At 39.4% G+C, this 19,176-nt stretch carries 18 protein-coding genes; 10 read left to right on the forward strand and 8 right to left on the reverse strand.

Features of this window, described 5'->3' with window-relative positions; translation table 11 throughout:
• Window positions 1-15 precede the first annotated feature (15 nt).
• Window positions 16-1,182: an aminotransferase class V-fold PLP-dependent enzyme gene (locus JO40_RS00215; RefSeq protein ID WP_044977281.1), complete on the forward strand. Its 1,167-nt coding sequence runs from the start codon at window positions 16-18 to the stop codon at window positions 1,180-1,182.
• Here the strand turns inward: JO40_RS00215 and selD are convergent.
• Window positions 1,179-2,243, reverse strand: coding sequence for a selenide, water dikinase SelD (selD, locus tag JO40_RS00220; RefSeq protein ID WP_084224499.1), 1,065 nt, complete (start codon window positions 2,241-2,243; stop codon window positions 1,179-1,181). The two genes, JO40_RS00215 and selD, sit on opposite strands and share 4 nt — an antisense overlap.
• Before the next feature lie 232 nt (window positions 2,244-2,475).
• Between selD and JO40_RS00225 the strand changes: the two genes are divergently transcribed.
• Entirely contained in the window at window positions 2,476-3,099 is a 624-nt protein-coding gene (locus tag JO40_RS00225) for an FMN-binding protein (protein ID WP_044979636.1), read from the forward strand.
• Window positions 3,100-3,349: 250 nt separating this feature from the next.
• Here the strand turns inward: JO40_RS00225 and JO40_RS00230 are convergent, their stop codons facing one another.
• The 6 genes from JO40_RS00230 to JO40_RS00255 form a co-directional block, all read right to left on the reverse strand.
• Window positions 3,350-3,610, reverse strand: a complete 261-nt coding sequence (locus JO40_RS00230; RefSeq protein WP_044977283.1) for a putative Se/S carrier protein — start codon at window positions 3,608-3,610, stop codon at window positions 3,350-3,352.
• Window positions 3,610-3,819: a sulfurtransferase TusA family protein gene (locus tag JO40_RS00235; protein ID WP_044977284.1), complete on the reverse strand. Its 210-nt coding sequence runs from the start codon at window positions 3,817-3,819 to the stop codon at window positions 3,610-3,612. The genes JO40_RS00230 and JO40_RS00235 overlap by 1 nt, the downstream gene beginning before the upstream one ends.
• A gap of 72 nt (window positions 3,820-3,891) precedes the next feature.
• Complete coding sequence (gene yedE, locus JO40_RS00240) at window positions 3,892-4,941, reverse strand: YedE family putative selenium transporter (protein ID WP_044977285.1); 1,050 nt, start codon at window positions 4,939-4,941, stop codon at window positions 3,892-3,894.
• Window positions 4,942-5,239: 298 nt separating this feature from the next.
• On the reverse strand, window positions 5,240-6,553 hold the full coding sequence (locus JO40_RS00245) for a hexokinase family protein (RefSeq protein WP_044977286.1): 1,314 nt from the start codon (window positions 6,551-6,553) through the stop codon (window positions 5,240-5,242).
• Between the two features lie 41 nt (window positions 6,554-6,594).
• Complete coding sequence (gene metK, locus JO40_RS00250; protein WP_044977287.1) at window positions 6,595-7,764, reverse strand: methionine adenosyltransferase; 1,170 nt, start codon at window positions 7,762-7,764, stop codon at window positions 6,595-6,597.
• A gap of 180 nt (window positions 7,765-7,944) precedes the next feature.
• On the reverse strand, window positions 7,945-9,009 hold the full coding sequence (locus tag JO40_RS00255; RefSeq protein ID WP_084224500.1) for a DMT family transporter: 1,065 nt from the start codon (window positions 9,007-9,009) through the stop codon (window positions 7,945-7,947).
• A 95-nt stretch (window positions 9,010-9,104) separates the two neighbouring features.
• Between JO40_RS00255 and JO40_RS00260 the strand changes: the two genes are divergently transcribed.
• The 8 genes from JO40_RS00260 (at window position 9,105) to JO40_RS00295 (ending at window position 16,675) form a co-directional block, all read left to right on the forward strand.
• Window positions 9,105-10,883: an ABC transporter substrate-binding protein gene (locus tag JO40_RS00260; RefSeq protein ID WP_044977288.1), complete on the forward strand. Its 1,779-nt coding sequence runs from the start codon at window positions 9,105-9,107 to the stop codon at window positions 10,881-10,883.
• A 98-nt stretch (window positions 10,884-10,981) separates the two neighbouring features.
• Window positions 10,982-12,007, forward strand: coding sequence for an ABC transporter permease (locus JO40_RS00265; RefSeq protein ID WP_044977289.1), 1,026 nt, complete (start codon window positions 10,982-10,984; stop codon window positions 12,005-12,007).
• On the forward strand, window positions 12,008-13,024 hold the full coding sequence (locus JO40_RS00270; protein WP_044977290.1) for an ABC transporter permease: 1,017 nt from the start codon (window positions 12,008-12,010) through the stop codon (window positions 13,022-13,024).
• Window positions 13,021-14,013 carry an ABC transporter ATP-binding protein gene (locus tag JO40_RS00275; RefSeq protein WP_044977291.1) on the forward strand — a complete coding sequence of 331 codons (993 nt, stop codon included), beginning with the start codon at window positions 13,021-13,023 and terminating at the stop codon, window positions 14,011-14,013. Before JO40_RS00270 ends, JO40_RS00275 begins: the two co-directional genes overlap by 4 nt.
• The gene (locus tag JO40_RS00280; RefSeq protein WP_044977292.1) at window positions 14,006-15,163 is read left to right on the forward strand and encodes an ABC transporter ATP-binding protein; all 1,158 of its coding nucleotides are present in this window, start codon (window positions 14,006-14,008) and stop codon (window positions 15,161-15,163) included. Before JO40_RS00275 ends, JO40_RS00280 begins: the two co-directional genes overlap by 8 nt.
• A complete protein-coding gene (locus JO40_RS00285; RefSeq protein ID WP_044977293.1) occupies window positions 15,163-15,372 on the forward strand; it encodes a hypothetical protein in 210 nt (69 codons plus the stop codon). Before JO40_RS00280 ends, JO40_RS00285 begins: the two co-directional genes overlap by 1 nt.
• 182 nt (window positions 15,373-15,554) lie before the next feature.
• On the forward strand, window positions 15,555-16,043 hold the full coding sequence (locus tag JO40_RS00290; RefSeq protein WP_044977294.1) for a flavodoxin family protein: 489 nt from the start codon (window positions 15,555-15,557) through the stop codon (window positions 16,041-16,043).
• Complete coding sequence (locus tag JO40_RS00295; protein WP_044977295.1) at window positions 16,040-16,675, forward strand: NADPH-dependent FMN reductase family protein; 636 nt, start codon at window positions 16,040-16,042, stop codon at window positions 16,673-16,675. The genes JO40_RS00290 and JO40_RS00295 overlap by 4 nt, the downstream gene beginning before the upstream one ends.
• A gap of 92 nt (window positions 16,676-16,767) precedes the next feature.
• On the opposite strand, the gene metG is transcribed toward JO40_RS00295, so the two are convergent.
• Window positions 16,768-19,149, reverse strand: coding sequence for a methionine--tRNA ligase (metG, locus tag JO40_RS00300; protein WP_044977296.1), 2,382 nt, complete (start codon window positions 19,147-19,149; stop codon window positions 16,768-16,770).
• Between the last annotated feature and the right edge of the window lie 27 nt (window positions 19,150-19,176).

A 19,176-nucleotide genomic window follows, 5' to 3' on the forward strand; every position in this document is an offset into this window, starting at 1 on the left:
GCTAGAATAAGTCATATGAAAAAGCGTATTTTTTTAGATAATGCGGCCGGCGCTTTTCCTAAGGCACCCGGCCTTGAGCAAGCTCTTGCAATGGCAGTCAACATAGGCACTGGAAACATTAACCGCAGTACTTATAGTGAAACCGAAGAAGCCGGTCTTGATATCATAGAAACAAGGGAACTCTTATGTAAACTCTTTAATTTTAAGCCCGCCACTCACGTTATTTTTACATCAGGAGTTACGGCAAGTCTAAACTATATTATAAAAGGTTTTCTCAAATCAGGCGACAGAGTTTTAACAAGCTCCTTTGAGCATAATGCCGTAATGCGTCCTTTGGTTCAAATGGAAAAATTAGGCGTAAAGATTGACCGTGTTCCTTCAATCGTAAAAAACGGAGGAGCTTTTGTAGACACCTCCTTAATCGAATCTATGATAAGACCTGAAACCCGCCTTGCCGTTTTTTCACATGCTTCAAATGTAACGGGCTTTATTCAACCTATCGAAGAAATTGCCTCAATTCTAAAAAAACACAATATTCCTCTGGTAATAGACGGAGCTCAAAGTGCAGGCCACATTCCCGTCGACCTTGCACAATTAAAACCGGCAGCATTTTGCTTTACAGGCCATAAGGGCTTACTCGGCCCGCAAGGCACCGGAGGCATCTTATTCGATAAGGATTTTGCAAAAGAGGTTGAACCTCTTATCACAGGCGGAACCGGAAGTGCATCCGATTCGGAAGTAACGCCCTCCTTTATGCCGGATAAATTTGAAGCCGGGACTCAAAACATAATAGGAATTGCAGGTCTTCACCACAGCCTAAAATGGCTGGATAGTTTCGGGATTCAAAACATTCATAGCCGTGAACAAAAATTGCTTAAACTCTTTTTGGACGGAATAAAGGACATCCCTGTAAAAATAGCGGGAGGAGATTCAGCGGAAAACAGGGTCGGAATTATTTCGATAGATTTTTCCGAATTTATGGACAATGCGGAAGCCGGTGCAGCTCTCGAAGAAAAATACGGCATCCTTACCCGCTGCGGCCTCCATTGTTCACCTGCTGCTCATAAATCGATAGGAACCTTTCCGCAAGGAGCGGTAAGGTTCTCGACAGGCCCCTTCACAATAGAAGAAGAAATTGAAACGGCAATAAGGGCAGTAAAGGAGCTTTGCTCAAGAGCTTAACTCACCCTAAGAATTTTTTCTTCCCGCTTGGTAACAAGGCCTATAATGGCAGGCTTTCCGCAAGGCGTATTTTCCAAAGCTTGGGACAGTTCTTCGTAAAGAGCGGCAGCATCTTCCTTGTCTACCGAAATCAAAAGTCCTCCCGAAGTTTGAGGATCGAACATCAGGTCTTGGTAGGCAAGGGGAACATTTTCAAAGACAACATTATCTCCCACAAAATTTCTATTGGAGTAAACTCCTGCCGGCATCAAACCCATTTGGGCGCTTTCAATTACGGATTTATAAATAGGAACGGATTTATAATCGACTTCAATACTCATTCCGCTTCCCTTTCCCATCTCGTAAAGATGACCGAGTAGGCCGAAACCGGTAATATCGGTACAGGCGTTTATCTTGTATTTTACCATGATGTTACGAGCCTTCGCATTTAAAAAAGCCATAGCTTTATAACAGCGGTCAAGCTCTTCCGGCGGCGACATGTCGGCTTTTGAAGCCGTAAGTAAAGTACCCGTACCGATGGGCTTCGTCAAAATTAAAACATCGCCTTCCTTTGCGGTAGAATTTTCTAAAATTTTTTTAGGATGAACAAAGCCGTTTACAGCCAAACCGTACTTGGGCGAATCATCATAAATAGTATGGCCGCCGCAGACTATAGCACCGGCCTCATAAACCTTATCAAAACCGCCTCGTAAAATTTCTTTTATCATATCTTCAGGCATATCCTTGGTAATACAAAAAAGATTTAGGGCGAGCTTAGGCTCCCCGCCCATCGCATAAATGTCGCTTAAAGAATTTGCGGCGGCAACTTGCCCGAATATATAGGGATCGCCTGAAACGGGCGGGAAAAAATCTATAGTAGATATAAGAGCCGTTTCATCGTTTATCTTATAAACGGCCGCATCATCCGAAGTATTAAAACCTACGAGTAAGTTATCGTCATTCCTTACGGAAAAGTTTTTTAAAAGTTTATCGAGTGCACCCGCACTCAGCTTTGCACCTCAGCCGGGATTCTTTGCAGCTTTTAATAAATCAAAATTTTCGTTAATAAATGAACAGCCCATATCAACCCTCCTTAAACCTATTTGCGATGTTTAAAATTGAGTCATCGAAATATAAGGCCTTAATTTTAAACTCACCGGCCATCTTTAAAAATCCGGCAAGATTTTTAAAGATGGCCATAGTATCTCATAATTTTAGATTATAGTCAAGCCAAGAAAAAAGGTATTGAAAATTCAATTTAATAATAGTATACTCTTTCTAACAAAATTTTATTTACGGAGAAAGATTATGAAAATAAGTAAAAAGATAAAAGCTATAGGGTTCTTTATAACGGCTCTTTTAGTATTTGCTTTTGCTAGTGAACCGGAGCTGCTTTATGGTACTTCAAAAGTAGCAGGCTCATCCTCTACCGGTTCTAATTATGAGTACGGATATTCGGTATGTATTGATGTAGCCATTGATGAACAAGGTAAAGTTATAAAAGTAAGCGATGACGAAAAAAACACGGAGGCATCTATCGAAGCCGATGTTATAGGAACTGCAGCAAGCAACAAAGTTTACTGGAAAAAATATTTATCAGGAAAAGGCTTTGAAAAGTATAAAAACTTGACATTAAAAGACATAAAAAAAATGGATGTAGGCTTTCCAGGCAGCCCGGGAGCCGATGCAGTAGGAGGAGCGACGGCTTCTTCTCTAGCGGTAAAAGAGGCTGTTCTTCAAGCATTGGCCTTAGATGCTTCAATTAAGGAGCTTGAAAACTACAAAAATCCCGACAACTATAAAAAGGGAGAACAAAAAAAATTGGAAAAAATAGTTAAAGAAGGAAAAGCTCATCTGGAAACTTTAGAAACTTATGAAGAAATAGAAAATGCCCTTGCAGAATTAAAACAAAAATTGGATGCGTTAAAAACAAAATAGACTTTTAGACAATACAACGACGCACGAATAAAAAAGCGGCGGCAGTATTTATAGAAATGCTCCAAACCGGAAAGTTTCCGTAACACTGCCGCCTTTAATCGCACTATTGGAAGCCTCTAAAAACATCAGTTTTTAGAGGCTTTCCTCAAATTTAATTTACGATGTTTTTCATAAGTCATTGATATATAAAGACTTATGAAAAACTCGTTGGTCATCTCTAAAATCCAACAAGATTTTTAGAGATGACCGATCACACTTCAACATACTTACCGTTTTCACTTAAAGAATAAAAAGCGTCGTAATCAAATTGACTAAAATAATCTTTATCGAAGATAACCCCTTCTTTAAAAACTAATTTTAATGCAGTGCCGCAGCTTGAACTTACCGAGCGTGGCACAGGAATTAATTTTGCAGTCAATTCTCCTGCCGCAGCATTATCCGTTTTGTTCACGGCTCTCATGCAGACAAGAGAATCATAATGGGTATGAAAGGTAATTAAATACTCTTTCATTACTTTGATACGGCAATTTTCCAGCCGTCATCACTGGGCTCAATTTTTGTTTGTGCTTTTGAGTTATCGCAAAAGCGTTTTACATTTTCTTTTGCAGTTTCGTTATCTACCAACACAACAAACGCAGAATTTACTGCAAGAGCTTTTTTAGTTAAAACCACAGGCTCAGGACAAGCAAGCCCTCGAGCATCTACAATAATATCAGACATAATCTTCTCCTAATCGATAAATAGCGAAGCAGTATTTCTGCTGAGCTATTTATCGCTTCTCCTAATAAAACCTTATTTATTTTTCAGCGAATAATAAATACTTACAAAGGCCGTAAAAGCAAAACCTACAACAACAGCTATCATTCCGGCACTTGTCGGCCCATTACCGGAAGAAGCTAGACCGAAGTTATGAGCGAAAGCAGCACCGGCTATAAGGCCTGCAACGGTAACTGCGGAATCACTGTTTCCTTCGCCCGTCAAAATAAGCTGTCTTAAAGGACATCCTCCCAAAAGAACACTTGCCCATCCGACTAAAACCATTCCGAGAGCGTTCCATAAGCCGTCTGTGTGGGCTACGGGCTGACCTGCAAAAGCAGGATTGAATTTTCCCAAAATCAAAGAACCGATCAATACCGTAACAAGAATTGTAAGGCTTCCCCATAATAGGTGGAAATCTTTAAGCATAATTGCATCTCGAATACCGCCGGCTGTACATATCCTGCTCCTTTGTGCAAAGCCGCCTACAACAAGGCCTATACCAAGAGCCAAGAAAATCGGAGCCTTCATAGAACCGGGGCCTTTTTCACTAAAGGCAAGAACTGAGGGGAAGGCAACCAAAAGTATAAAGAAAACAACCATAAATATGATGGGGATGATTCCTTCTTGTTTGGATTGATTATAAGCCCTGCTAAGAGAAAAGTTTTTATTTAAGAAGAAGATACCTATTACAATTCCTGCAACAAAGCCTACCAAACCGAAAATTGCATTTAAATCGCCAGCCCCTAACCTCAAAAACATTCTTAAAGGGCAGCCCAAGAAAACCAAAGCTCCTATCATTACAAAAAAGCCGAGTGTAAACCTTGTAAAGGCAGCCGAACCTCCTCTTGGTTTAAATTCCTTTTTTGCAAATGCCATAAAAAAGGCTCCGATTATAAGACCGATTATCTCAGGTCTCATATACTGCACAACACCTGCGTTATGCAATTTTAAGGCCCCTGCAATGTCCCGCAAAAAACATGCAATACAAAAACCCATGTTTCCCGGATTTCCGAACCTAACCAATACGAGAGCCGCAATACCGATCACGGCACCTGTAACAATAACCATGAGATGTTTTTTCATAAACTCTCCTCCATAAAAAAAGATTTAGAGATAACGAGTTTTTTAAAATAAATTTACAAAAGGGCTAAAGAGAATCTTGGAAAGAATCAAAAAGAAGGAGCATGAAAAAACAAAATTCGTAAAAAGTCCTTCACTTTTGTTTCCGTATTATAAGCCGGAAGTAAAATTACTTCAAAGATATAAACTCATTTACGCATTTTGATCTCCAATAAACATTACAGTTTACTTGAGTATATTCTAGCAAAAAGAAAATAAAATGTCAACATATTAAAAAAAATTAAGATTTATTATTTAATTTTTAATTTAAAAAAGCGGCCAGAGCCGTACCCAAGGTAACGGATTCTTCATTTGTTTTTAAAACAAAGAAAATTCCTTTTTTTTCATTCAAAAAAGAGTGTAGACTGTTAAAGATTCTTTCCTTGATTAAAAAGCCTTTTAAGAACATAGAACCGTCCGCACTTATACAGATAGGTTTATCCGCTGATTTACCTTTGCCGGTTTTTATACAGGCTGCAGCTATAACAGCAGCTGAAAGCCTTCCTGCCCTCTCAAAAAAACTTTTACATATAGAATAGATTTTAACATAGTCTTCCGAAACCGAATGAGCTTCGATTATGCCTGAAAAAATATTTTTATCGTGGTTTTGTTCTTTTAAAAATAAAGAAATTTCTTCGCTTGAAAAATTACGCGAATTTAAAAGCATCTTATTTGACAGAGGCGAAAAAATTCCCTCGGCAGCACCCGTCCTTAGCGCAATAGAACAAAGCTCCCCCAAATAACGACCCGAACACATTCTTTCTAAAAAATACTCATTTTTTAAATTGGAATTTTCGGATAAGATTTTATCGAATTTGCTTTGAGGAATCTTATTGCTTTTTCCAGACTCGCATACGATTATCTGAGGTTTATCGTAAAATTCGGTAGTTTTGAGTTTTTCAATTTTTCCGTATTCGATATATGCAGAATTTAGACCCGTTCCTAGAACAAAGCCTATGTGAGAGTCAAAGCTCTGATCGTCGGTTTCAGAAAAAATTCCGGACTGAAGAACTGCTGCGGTATCGTTTACCATTATAATTTTTTTTACTTTTTTCCAACCCTTACGAGATAAGGCTTGCAAAAGCCCCTCATTTATTTTACAGTCGCCGATATAGGGCAGCTTTATCTCTTTTGAAAGCTTAATAGCCTGCCCTCCTCCATCGGGAAAAATCTTTATGGCATAGGAAAAACAAAAAGAAATCACATCAGCCTCATCCTTTAAAGGCTCTAAGTATTCCGCGATGTTGTCAAAAAATTCTTCATTAGTCATTTCCCTGTCAAGGGCAGGCATAGGGTGCTTAAAAAAAGAAAGAATTTCAGCCATTCCTTTTTTGTCAAAATAAACAAGTCCCGCTCTAAAATTAGTACCTCCGGCATCGATTATGATTACTCTTTTATCCTTAGGAAGACTGTCGGGAAGGTTTTTCCATAAGGGAATCATATCCATAGAAGAAACAGACTCATTTTCGCTTTCCAAGCCTTTTTTCATATCTTCCAAAAGGATTGAAGCTGCATGTTCAATATCTATTTTATAATCAAAATCATTTCGCTTAAAAAAGTCATCTATCTCTTTCACTTAAATAATTCCCTTAAAATCAATACAAAAACCTGAAATCTTTATTTTATAGCCTTCTTTAAGGCTTCAGTTTTGTCGGTTTTTTCCCATGAGAATTCGGGGCGGCCGAAGTGTCCGTAGGCTGCCGTTTCTTTATAGATAGGGCGTTTTAAATCGAGGGCCTTTATAATGCCTGCCGGGGACATATCAAAAACTTCTTTTATTGCCTTTTCTATTTTTTCCTCAGGAACTTCACCTGTACCGAAAGTATCTACCCTGACGGCAACAGGGAATGGAACACCGATTGCGTAGGCTAACTGAAGCTCACAGCGGCGTGCAAGGTCTGCGGCTACTACGTTTTTTGCAATATATCGAGCCATGTAGGCAGCAGAGCGGTCAACCTTTGACGGATCTTTACCCGAAAAAGCGCCTCCCCCATGTCTTCCCATTCCGCCGTAGGTGTCTACGATTATTTTCCTGCCGGTAAGCCCCGTATCTCCGAAAGGGCCTCCTATAACAAATCGGCCTGTGGGATTGATAAAATATTTGGTATCATCGGCTAAAAGCCCTGTCGGACCTAAAACCGGCTTAATAACCTGATTTATCAGAGTATGCTTTAACTCATCATATTGAACATCGGGATAATGTTGATGAGAAAGCACAACCGTATCTATTTTAATGGGTTTAAAGCCTTCATATTTTACGGTAATCTGAGTCTTGGAATCGGGACGAAGCCAAGGAATAACCTTTTCTTTTCTAAGCTTTGCCGCATAACGCAAAACTGAATGAGAAAACATAATAGGAGCGGGCATTAATTCAGGGGTTTCTTTACATGCAAAACCGAACATCATACCCTGATCTCCTGCCCCCTGCTGGCCCTTATATTCATCGAGTCCCGTACCGTCTACCCCTTGTGAAATGTCGGGAGACTGGGAATGAATCATATTCATAACGGCCATAGAATGACAATCCAAGCCGAAATCGGTATTTGTATACCCTATTTCTTCAGCTATAGTACGTGCAATGTCTTGTATATCGACATAGGTATCGGTGGTTATTTCTCCGCCAACAAGGACCAAGGCAGTCGATGCAAAGGTTTCGCAGGCTACATGACTTTCAGGGTCATCCCTTAAACATGCATCTAAAACGGCATCCGAAATCTGATCGCATAGCTTATCGGGATGTCCCTCGCTTACCGACTCTGATGTAAAATAACTTATATTATTTTTCATATTAACCTCTCATTTAATAATATTTTCAGAATTGATAGTATATCACAAAATTCAGTAATTTTTCAAGTATACGTTTTTCTACAAAAATATAAAAAGTTTATTTTAGTACATTTTTAAGAAACCGGTTTAGCTTATCTTTAAAAAACCGGTTTAGCACATCTTTAAGAAACAGGTGCTTTTTTAAGCTTTTGCTTTTTTTAAAAATGAAAGCTTTGTTTCCGAAATTATTATCGCTATAAAAATTAAGATAAAACCAAAAACCGAATAAATGTCAAGATTTTCACCCTTAAATATAACTGAAAAGATAATTCCGAAAATAGATTCAAGACCTAAGATAATGGCGGCACTTGAAGCATCGGTGTGCTTTTGTCCTATATTTTGTAAAAGAAGAGCCAGGCCCGTACAAATTGCAGCAAGGTACAGCACAGAGCCGATAGATGAATAAGACCAAACTATTGTGCTGTTATCTTCAAAAATAAGGGTTACAAGCCATGAAAGTATAGCAGCCGTTCCGAACTGAATAATAGTCATAAGAATGGGATCCTTTCTTTTGCTTAGTCGGGTAATACTTATAATATGACTGGCAAAAAGAAGACCGCTTAAAAGAGCATAAAGGTCTCCCATGGTTATTCCTACAGATGATGAAAGAACTAAGTCCTTAAAAGATACAAACCCTATTCCTAAAATACACAAAACCGCAGCAGAGGCGTTATACCTATCGGGACGAACTTTATTTACAAGCCAACCCAAAAAAGGCACTATTACACAATAGGAAGCCGATAAAAAGGCACTGCGTCCGGGAAGACCTCCTGCGGTTGTAACACCGAAAGTTTGACTGGAATAAGCTATAAAAAGGAAGAAACCTACAATTACCCCGTTTATGAGATAATCTTTATCTATGAGTTTTAATTTTCGATAAAAAATAAGACAAAGCAAGATACAGGCAATAGAAAACCTTAACCCCAACAAAAAATTCGGGTTAAAAAAATCAGTAGTTCCGCTTACAACAACAAGAGAACTACCCCATACTATAGCGACAATTAAAAGAGCCAAGCGCGATAAAAAATTAATCTTGTTATTAGTCAAAATAAATTCCTTTGCATCGTCAGTAAAACGGCAAATGCAAAATGCCTCAAAAAGTCCGGGAACGAGCTTTTCTTTTTGAAAAAGAATTTTTACATAATTAAGACCGGAATTATATAGCAAAACAAAAAAAAAGGCAAGACCGGCAAAATTTTTTGTCAAAATTTTTTTTTGCCTTAATCTTTACATTTTTATCATTTTATGATATAATCCGTTGCGGTAATTTATGTTACCGACTAAAATACTTGGAGGACACTATGAAAAAAATCGTGGTGCTAATTGTAACACTGGTGCTGGCTTTTTCCGTAATAGCATGCGGCGGAAACAATACGGCAACAACTACTACCAACGAAAAACCATTCGTTGTAGCTTCAGCTGAGTTTAACGGAGATTTTTACTCAGGCTGGACAAATTCAACTTATGACAACGATATCCGAAAGTTGGTTTGGGCATTCGGTCTTATGAATGAAAATTCCAAAGGCCAAGTTGAAGATTCTCTTCTCGTTGCAGAAAAAAAGGTAAGCGATGACCTCAAAACATGGACATTTAAGCTTGTAAAAGGTGCAAAATTCCACAACGGCGAAGCCCTTACTGCAAAGGACGTAAAGTTTACCTATGACTTTTACATGGACACAAAAGCTTTAAGCGATACGGGAGGATCGTCAACACTCAACGACTATGTTGAAAGTATTGAAATTGATGAAGCTGCAAATACCGTAACTTTCCATCTTAAAAAAGTCAGCTATACCATTGACACAGCCGTATTCAGTACTTATTACCTCTTCCCCGAAGAAACCTTCACAAAGGGTGCAAAGGAAGAAGGTCTTACAGTACAGCAGTATGTAAAAAAGCATATTTCAAACCCAATCGGCTACGGCCCCTACAAGATGGCCGAGTACAAGGAAGGCGAATATGTTAAGTTGGAAGCTTACAAAGATTATCTCGGCAAAGTACCTGCCATCAAAGAGGTAATCGTTAAAGTTGTTCCCAGCGAAACAGAACTTGACCAGCTCCTTCAGGGTGAAGTAGACATGCTGACAGGTCAAGGTCAAGCCGAAAAAATTGACCCCGTTAAGGATAAGCCCGGTTTTGCTTATACCAACTACTACAGACACGGAGGAGGAACAATCGCCCTCCACTGTAACTTCGGCCCCACTTCCCTTACGGAAGTACGCCAAGCCTTTGCCTATGTTCTTAACAGACCAAAAATCATTGAGCTTTTCTTAGGTCAATACGGTATTTCTTCTAACGGCCCCTACTCCAAAAACGACTGGACATTGTGGGATGATGATGAAGCAAACCTTATCGGTACTTCTGCCGTTGGTAGATTCGAAAAAACCTTAACAAGCTATGATATCTTGGATGCCAACGGAAAATTCGATGAAGCTGCAAATATTGCAAAAGCTCAGGAGCTTCTTGATGCAGCAGCCAAGAGAACAGACGGAAACTATGCAAAACTTACAGGTAATGCAAAATCAGGCTACCTTTGGGAAGGAAAACCACTTGAAATCAAGATTACTTACACACCTTTCTGGTCGGATACATATAACCTAGTATTCAATGATGCTTATGTTTCAAAGCTCGGCTTCAAAGTAACTTTGACAGGTCTTGATTGGCCCGTAATGTACAGCCACTGGACAGGGGATACTCAAGAAGAAAGAACATACCATGCCTTCGTAGGCGGTGTAGGCTATGTACTTAAAGCCAACCCCAAAGCCGACTATGCAACTAACCTCATTATGCCTTGGGGACAGCCCTCAAGCAATAATGTAATGTTCTCTGGAGGTTCTACCTATACACCTGCAGAATGGGATCAACTGCTTGATGACATCGAAAATGCTCACCCTGTAACGGGAAGAGAAGAGTACAGAAAAAACTGGAGAAAGTTCGTAACCGTTATGAATAAAGAAGTTCCCGTTATCCCTGTTTACTCAAATAATTACTTTGACCTGTTTACTGATAAATTGGAAAACTTCCATACCACAGCTTTGTGGAACTGGGCAAGAGCTTTACCTGAAGCAAATTGGAAAAAATAATCGGCATGACGCTGATTGTTTAAGTTAATTTTTAAGACCTCTTGTTTATTTAACCGGAGGTCTTAATTTTTTGTGATTATGTGATTAAAGGAGATTTTATGGCAGATAATAGTGTCAGCGGTTCAAAATCGCTGTTTGAAATCCTTTTTCCCTATATTCGGTATATCTTCAAGCGTTTAGTGTCTATGATACCCGTACTAATAATTATGTCGATTGCCATCTACATTCTTATTAACATGATGCCGGGAGACCCGATACTTGCGATGCTCGATCCTGAAAAGACAAAAGCTATGACACCTGAAGAAAAAAGTCTTTATATCGAGAATATGAGAAGATTTTTGGGATACGATAAAGGCCCTGTAGAAAGGTATTTTTTATGGATGGGAGATACTTTTAGGGGAGAATTCGGTTATTCCGTAAAATACAATAAACCCGTAAACGAGTTTATAGGAACATATATCGGACGATCTTTTAAGATAAATATTTGGGGCTTTCTTTTAGCCTTTTTAATTTCAATTCCTTTAGGGATTACGGCGGCGGTAAAAAAGAACAGCCTTTTTGATAAAACCGTAACGGTACTGACAATAATAGGAATATCGCTGCCCTCATTTTTCTTGGCATTGCTTTTAATAATGGTATTTGTTATCTTTATGAAAATTCTGCCTTTTTCCGGCATGTCTGATCCGAGAGGTATATTACCTGACTGGCATTATATCATATTACCTGTTACGGTAGTTGTCCTTACCTCTCTTGTAGGCCTTATCCGGTATGTAAGATCTGCTATGATAGATATCTTAAAAGCAGATTATATAAGAACGGCAAGAGCTAAAGGTCTTTCAGAAAAGGTAGTTATATACCGCCATGCCTTCCAAAACGCTTTGATACCGGTTGTAACCCTCATCGGTTTATACATACCGGGACTATTCGGCGGTTCCATCGTTGTAGAAAAAATATTCGCTTATCCCGGAATGGGATTATTGATGAATTATTCATACAATTTTAAAGACAGGGCTGTCTTACAGACTGTACTTTTGTTTTTCGGGCTTCTTACATTATTAGGTAATATATTTATAGATGTAGGATATATGGTTGTAGATCCGAGGATTCGGGAAGGAAAGGTTTAAATGGCTAAAGAAGAAGATAAAAATTTCAGTGAAAAAGATGAAGTTATTCTATCCCCGACACAACAGATAAGGATCAAATTCAAAAATAACAGACTGGCTATGATAGGCTTTTATATGTTTGTTACGATAGTTCTCCTTGTTGTAGTAACTCATTTCTATACCAAGTTCACAGGTTATGATTTTGCAAAAACAGATCCTACAATAAGAAATAATCCGCCCTCTTGGGCTCACCCTTTTGGAACGGACAAGTACGGACGGGACACTTTTATGAGAGTTCTCGAAGGAGGATGGATTTCTTTACAAGTAGGCTTTTTATCCACATTTATGGCAATAACCATAGGCTTAACTATGGGTGCAATCGCAGGTTTTTTTAGCGGACGGGTAGATAACATCATTATGAGACTTATCGAAATACTTTCCTCATTCCCCTTCTTGGCGATTGCCTATACAATTTCCGCTATATTTAGGGAAGAAGCGCCTGAATTTAGGCTCTATGTAATAGTTATAATTCTAGGCTTTTTAAGCTGGACAGGTTTAGCCCGCTTGATAAGGGGGCAAATCTTAGCTCTAAGAGAACAGGAATTTATTGTAGCTACAAGAGCTCTTGGCATAAAAAGAAGAAACCAAATTTTACGCCATCTGGTTCCCAATGTATTACCTACCGTTGTAGTATCTGCAACTCTCACTTTTGCATCCGCAATTTTAAGTGAAGCTTTCTTGTCATTCTTAAACCTATCGGTAACTGAACCTATCCCGACATGGGGAGCTCTTTTGTCAAAGGCGGCCGAAAACAGTACCAGCCTTAGAGCCTTTTGGTGGATTTGGATATTCCCCGGCACAATGCTCTTTTTGTTTATAATGAGTGTCAACCTCATAGGCGAGGGGCTTAGGGATTCTATAGATCCGAAAGCCGAATATACTACCAAAAAACAGCGAAAAGAGGCAAGGGCAAGACGAAAAGAAGAAAAAATTCTTGCAAAACAGGCTAAGCAAGCAGCAAAGGAGGCGGCTGTATGAACAACCCTCTACTTGAAGTTAAAAATTTGCATACATACTTTTTTACAAATAAGGGTACGGTAAAGGCTGTCCAAGGTGTAGATTTTACAATCGAAGCCGGTAAAACTTTGGGAATAGTAGGAGAATCAGGTTCCGGTAAGTCCATTACTGCTTTTAGTATTCTTAATTTATTGGAATACCCGGGCCGCATTGTTGAAGGCGAAATAATTTTCGGCGGCAAAAATATTGTAAATTTAAACCGGCACGAAATAAGAAAGATCAGGGGTAACGATATATCTATGATATTCCAAGAACCCATGACATCTCTTAACCCGGTGCACAGGGTAGGCAGACAACTAAGCGAGCCTCTTATTCTTCATCAGCACATGTCAAAAAAAGAAGCATGGACTGCTGCTATCGAACTTTTGCGCGAAGTAAAGATTCCTAATCCAGAAAATGTAGTTTATAACTATCCCTTTCAGCTTTCGGGAGGAATGAGACAGCGTGTAATGATTGCTATGGCCTTGGCTTGTGAGCCACGTCTTTTAATAGCCGATGAACCTACAACGGCCCTTGACGTTACAATACAGGCACAGATATTTAAATTGATGAACGATTTAAAGAAAAAACACAACACTGCTATCATGTTCATAACCCATGACTTAGGTGCCATTGCGGAATTGGCCGATGATGTTGCCGTAATGTACACAGGCGAAATCGTAGAAAGAGCCTCGGTAGACGTTATCTTTGACAGAAATACACAATTTTCTCATCCCTACAAGGAAGGCTTACTTGAATCAATCCCTCTCTTAGATCAAGAAGTAGAATATTTAGCTCAAATTCAAGGAAGTGTGCCTCACCCTCTTAAACTTCCCAAGGGCTGCAGATTTTCGACAAGGTGCGAGTATGCAACCGAAAAATGCCGAAATGAAAAACCCGAATTGGTTGAAGTTGAAGAAGGACACTTGATCAGATGCTTTTATCCTAAATCAGGAGGTAGACATGAGTAATATATTATTGGAAACTCGTGGCCTTAAACAGTATTTTCCTACGGGAAAGAAACGTAATGAAAAGAAAAGACTTAAAAGAATTGCCGATGAAGCTATTAAACTTTACTCAGGAATGTCTGATACTAAGGTTGACATAAATCAGCTATTGGATGTGTATAAAAGCGGTAAAGACCTCAGCAAGGAGCTTAAGGATATGCTTTTTGAGTATGAAACATATTCTGCCTTGCACGGTCAAAACTTGTACGTAATAGCCAATGACGGTATAGACCTCGCTATCCATGAAGGAGAAACCGTAGGCCTTGTAGGAGAGTCCGGCTGCGGAAAATCAACTTTAGGCCGCACGATCTTAAAACTTTACAAGCCCACTGCAGGCGAAATCTTTTTTGAAGGAAAAAACATAACGAATTATACTGTGCCTCAAATGATGCCTTTAAGAAAAAAGATGCAGATTATCTTCCAAGATCCATATTCTTCTCTTAATCCTAAGATGACTGTAGGACAAATCATAGGCGAGGCCTTGCTTGAGCATGGAATGTTCAAAAAAAATGACCCGGAATATGAAAAATACGTAAAGGAGATAATGAATACCTGCGGATTGGCAGACTATATGATTTACAGATACCCTCATGAATTTTCAGGCGGTCAAAGGCAGCGAATCGGTATAGCACGAGCCCTTGCCTTAAAACCTAAATTCATAGTATGCGATGAAGCCGTTTCGGCCTTGGACGTATCGATTCAGTCCCAGATCATCAACCTCCTCAATGACTTGCAAAAAGAATTTCACCTGTCGTACCTGTTTATTTCGCATGACCTTTCGGTTGTAAAACACATAAGCGATAGAATTGGTGTTATGTATTTGGGAAATATGGTTGAATTTACCGATAAACACGAAATGTATGCTAATCCTCTTCATCCTTATACAAAGGTTCTTCTTTCAGCCATCCCTGAAACGGACTTACAGAAGATGAGGACAAAGAGGCGAATCTTATTGGAAGGAGATATTCCGTCCAACATCATTACGCCCACAGGCTGTAAATTCCATACACGATGCCCAATTGCAAAGGATATATGCAAACGCGAAATTCCTCAATTTAAGGAAGAAAAGCCGGGGCATTTTGTAGCCTGTCACTTTAGCGGAGCGGAGCTGTAATGTTTTTTAGAAACGATGAAGATAGTTTAAAATCCGGTAAACGGAAAGCTATAGAAGAAATGGAAGAATTGAATGAGCTTAGGGAAAATCAGCCTCTCGAAAAAGGGGATGTTCCGGCCTTGATAATAGCGGCTATTACAACCTTGCTGCCTATCGGAGCCATAATTGTATTAGCCTATTATCTGATATCAATGTTCATCTTCGGCTAGACACTTAAACAAAAGGGATGTTCCTTTATGGATCATCCCTTTTTTAATTTAATGACATAAGGATTATAAAATATAATTTTCTGAACCTTGAAAAAATATATAAAAAGTACTAGAATTGTTGAAAGGTTTTGCATAACTGATTGAAATAGACAAAATCATGTTTATTTTAGGAGTAGATGGCAATGAAACTTATTATAACCGACATTGAAAATTTTAATATTCCGATAAAAGGCGAATACAAGATCATACAACCTAATAAAAAAATCCACCACTGTATCGGCTGTTTCGGGTGCTGGATAAAAACTCCGGGGAAATGTGTCATCCATGACGGTTATGAAAAAACAGGTATCGACATGGGAAACTGCTCGGAATTAATTTTAGTCAGCCGCTGTTATTACGGCAGCATAAGTCCTTTTGTAAAAAAGGTACAAGATCGGGCACTTTCTTACATCCATCCGGACTTTGTTATTCGGAAAGGAAAAATGCATCATAAAAGAAGATATAACAATATCATTACAATGTCATCCCACCTTTATGGTGAAAATATTACCGATATAGAAAAGAAAACTGCCGAAGAACTGTTAAAAGCCAACGCAGATAATTACGATGCTTTAGTAAAAGGAGTTTACTTCTATAAAGATGCAAAAGAATTGGAAGGTGTTTTTTTATGAAAATTGCGTTAATCAATGGGAGCCCGAAAACAAAAAATAGTGCGAGCGGAATCCTTTTAGAAGATTTAAAAAAATATTTGGAAAAAAATGCAGAAGTAGTAAATTTCGAACTTCATTTATCGGAGATTCCCAAAGAAGTAATTGAAGAATTAAAAAAGATAGATACATGGGTATTTGCCTACCCTCTTTATGTGGATGGAATTCCGGGACATCTCCTGTCTTGCTTAATTCAATTGGAAGAAGCATCTATACACAAGTCTGATCTACATATTTACGGAATAGTGAATTGCGGTTTTTATGAAGGGATACATGGAAAATTAGCATTACAAATTTTAGAAAATTGGTGCTTAAAAGCCGGTTTTATATGGGGCGGAGGTATCGGAGTCGGATGCGGAGGTGCCTTGGTAGGGATGCCTAAAACAGCTGCAGGGCATGGTCCAAAAGCAGCAATTGACAAGGCTATTGCAAAACTTTCGGATATCATTATAAAGGGAGAAATACAAAAAAATAATTATGTATCCCTTGCCTTTCCGCGTTTTTTATATAAAATTGTCGGGCAGATGAGATGGAGAAAGTTGATTAAGGCAAATGGCGGAAAAGCAAAGGACTTAGGGAAAAAATATAGTGAGTAAAACAAACGGCTATTTTAAGCAAGTACCATACCAATCTTTACCGTTGTTAAAAACAACAGTAAAGATTTTATTCTGAAAAACCTGTAATCGGCCTAGCCTGCTTCTCCGGTTTTTACCTTTTCAAGCTTCATTTCTTTTCCGGCAACCAAGAGCTTTTTACCCTCAATTTTTGGAATATAATCTTCTATTAATATGGGAGCGGCAAAGAAAGTATCTGCATCTATCGCTGCCGGTTTTTGTGCGTAAAAGGCTTTTACGGCCTCAGGGTCGAAAGAATCGGCATCGCCTTCAAGGATTACGGGCGTTCCGGGAGCAGCCCACGGAGCTTGAAGAAGCTCAACATGTTCTTTTTCTTCTTCATCATACCAGCTTGCCGCCAAAAGCATACCTTTCGATTCGATTCCGCGCATTTTCCTAGGTTTTAGGTTGTCTGCAATTATGACGGTTTTTCCCAATATTTCATCTTCCTTCAAAAATGGCACAAGACCTGAAAGGATTGTTCTTTCTTCGCCGGAGCCGTCATCAAGCTTTTCGATGTAAAGCTTGTCGGCATCGGGATGTCTTTCGACGGATATAATCTTGGCGGTTTTTAAGGCAATCTTTTTTGAAAAAAGCTCGGCCGGGGAGAGTTTAACTTCCGGCTTTGCAGAAGAAGCTGCTGCATCGGACTTTGAAGAACCGCCGTCCTTACAAGCTGAACAGCCTTTTTCCGATTTTTTTCTGTCCTTTTGACTTCCCGAATAACGTTCACGATAGGCATCGATGACCTTGTTGTCGAGGGTCTTAAAGATGATTACGGGGTTTTCTACCGTTTTAAGCCCTTCCCTTTCGCCTAAATTTTTCCATGAAAGGAAGACTCCTTCCGGCCTATTAAATTGCGGGGCATTACCGTCAAAGATATTTCCCGACCAAATCTTTTGTCCGAAAAAGCCTGCGGCCTGATCGGCGTATTGGGGCATGTAGGGATGAATTAAAATTAAAATATCCTTTATAAGATAGCAAAGCTCGGACATAAGGGCTTCGGCATATTCAGGATCGGTTTCGCGCCTCTTCCAAGGCTCTCCATCTTGAAAGGCCTTGTTTGCAACTGAGGAAAGGGCAAAGGCTTCATGGAAGGAATCTCTAAGCTCGGCCCAGTCGGAAAGCTCCGTTATCTTTTTGAAGCTTGCAGAGGCGGCATCTCTTAAAGATTTTACCATGCTCTTTATGTCTTCACGATCTGATTTTGCCCCGTCAACTTGAGGTATTTTACCATCATAATAGCGGTGAATAAAGGTGGCAGTCCTGTTTACAAGATTGCAGAGGTTTCCGATAAGCTCGCTGTTTACCCTCTCCTGAAAATCCTTCCATGTAAACTGGGTGTCGTTCTTTTCGGGGCGGTTATAAAAGATGTAGAATCTCCACATATCGGCAGGGATACCCGATTCTTTGGCATCGTTTCCGAAAACGCCAACTCCCTTCGACTTTGAAAATTTTCCGTTCTCGTAATTAAGGTACTCGGTGCCGGACATGTGAAAGAGTTTTGTCCAATTTTTTCCGGAACCTATGAGAGAACAGGGGAAGATTACCGTATGGAAGGGAATATTATCTTTTCCGATAAACTGAAAAAGCTCTACATCATTTTGGTCAAGCCACCATGCCTTCCAATCCTTTCCGGCAAGGTCTGCCCAGCACTTTGTTATCGAAATATAGCCTATTGGAGCATCGAACCATACATAAAAAACCTTGTCTTCAAAGCCTTTTTTGGGCACGGGGATTCCCCATTTAAGGTCCCTTGTGATAGCCCTTTCTTGAAGGCCGTCCCTAAGCCAGCTTTTTGACATTTGCAGGGCATTGTTTGACCATCTTCCCTCCTCTGCTGTCTTAGGCATCCACTTTTCATACTCAGGTACGATTTTGGGGAGGTTTATATAAAGATGGGTTGTAGAGCGCACTTCGGGAGAAGCCCCGCAAGAAGAACAACGGGGTTCTTTTAAATCGGTAGGATCTAAAAGTTTTCCGCAATGCTCGCACTGGTCGCCCCTTGCTCCGTCATAGGAACATGAAGGACAGGTACCCAATACATAGCGGTCAGCCAAAAAACGCTTACAGGATGGGCAGTAAAGCTGTTCTACAGTATGCTCGGTAATGTAGCCGTTTTTATCGAGGTCATTAAAAATACCCTGAGTTATTTCGCTCTGCTGCGGTGTAGAAGTTCTTCCAAAATAGTCGAAAGCAATATTAAACCAATTGTAAATTTCAGCATGAATTGCATGATAGAATGAGCATAGCTCTTCGGGGCTCTTTTTTTCTTCGAGAGCCTTTGTCTCGGTAGCGGTTCCGTATTCATCGGTGCCGCAAATATAAAGAGTTTCATATTCTTTTAAGCGGCAAAAGCGCGCAAATACATCAGCGGATAATACTTGAATTAAGTTTCCCAAATGGGGAAAATTGTTTACATATGGCAAAGCCGAGGTTACTAATTTTCGTTTCATAGAAATGATTATGAATTATTATTAAAA

The organism is Treponema putidum, from assembly GCF_000755145.1.
Classification (GTDB): domain Bacteria; phylum Spirochaetota; class Spirochaetia; order Treponematales; family Treponemataceae; genus Treponema_B; species Treponema_B putidum.